Here is a 989-nt window from a genome sequence, read left to right as displayed (position 1 = left end):
AGCTGAGAAGTCGTTACGCCATTCGTGCAGGTCGGAACTTACCCGACAAGGAATTTCGCTACCTTAGGATGGTTATAGTTACCACCGCCGTTTACTGGCGCTTAAGTTCTCAGCTTCGCACACCCGAAAGTGCACTAACCGGTCCCCTTAACGTTCCAGCACCGGGCAGGCGTCAGTCCGTATACATCGCCTTACGGCTTCGCACGGACCTGTGTTTTTAGTAAACAGTCGCTTCTCGCTGGTCTCTGCGGCCACCCCCAGCTCACGGAGTAAATCCGATCACCAGTGATGGCCCCCCTTCTCCCGAAGTTACGGGGGCATTTTGCCGAGTTCCTTAACCATAGTTCACCCGAACGCCTCGGTATTCTCTACCTGACCACCTGAGTCGGTTTAGGGTACGGGCCGCCATGAAACTCGCTAGAGGCTTTTCTCGACAGCATAGGATCATCCACTTCACCACAATCGGCTCGGCATCAGGTCTCAGGCTACGTGTTGTGCGGATTTGCCTGCACAACGCCCTACACCCTTACCCCGGGACAACCACCGCCCGGGCTGGACTACCTTCCTGCGTCACCCCATCGCTTACCTACTACAAGTCTGGTTCATCGGCTCCACCACTACCCTCAACTCCGAAGAGATCGGGCCGGCTTCACGGACTTAGCATCGCCTGATTCAGTACTGGGCGTTTCAAAGCGGGTACCGGAATATCAACCGGTTATCCATCGACTACGCCTGTCGGCCTCGCCTTAGGTCCCGACTTACCCTGGGCAGATCAGCTTGACCCAGGAACCCTTAGTCAATCGGCGCACACGTTTCTCACGTGTGTATCGCTACTCATGCCTGCATTCTCACTCGTGAACCGTCCACAACTCGCTTCCGCGGCTGCTTCACCCGGCACACGACGCTCCCCTACCCATCACAGCCTCCGTTGGGAGTATTGCTGCAATGACACGACGGCGCATGACGGCCGCGGCCAGCCGGCCCCAGGT

Annotated in this window: 1 rRNA gene (cut by a window edge); it reads right to left on the bottom strand. The window is 57.3% G+C overall.

The annotated features are described in order from the left end of the window. A 23S ribosomal RNA gene (locus tag ACFC0O_RS46080) occupies positions 1-989 on the bottom strand (its annotated part continues 424 nt past the right edge of the window); the annotation flags it as partial.

This window comes from Nocardia sp. NPDC056100, from assembly GCF_042266325.1.
Taxonomy (GTDB): Bacteria; Actinomycetota; Actinomycetes; order Mycobacteriales; family Mycobacteriaceae; genus Nocardia.
Note: the sequence above shows the minus strand (reverse complement) of the source record. Positions and strands in the feature narration are given on the sequence as shown.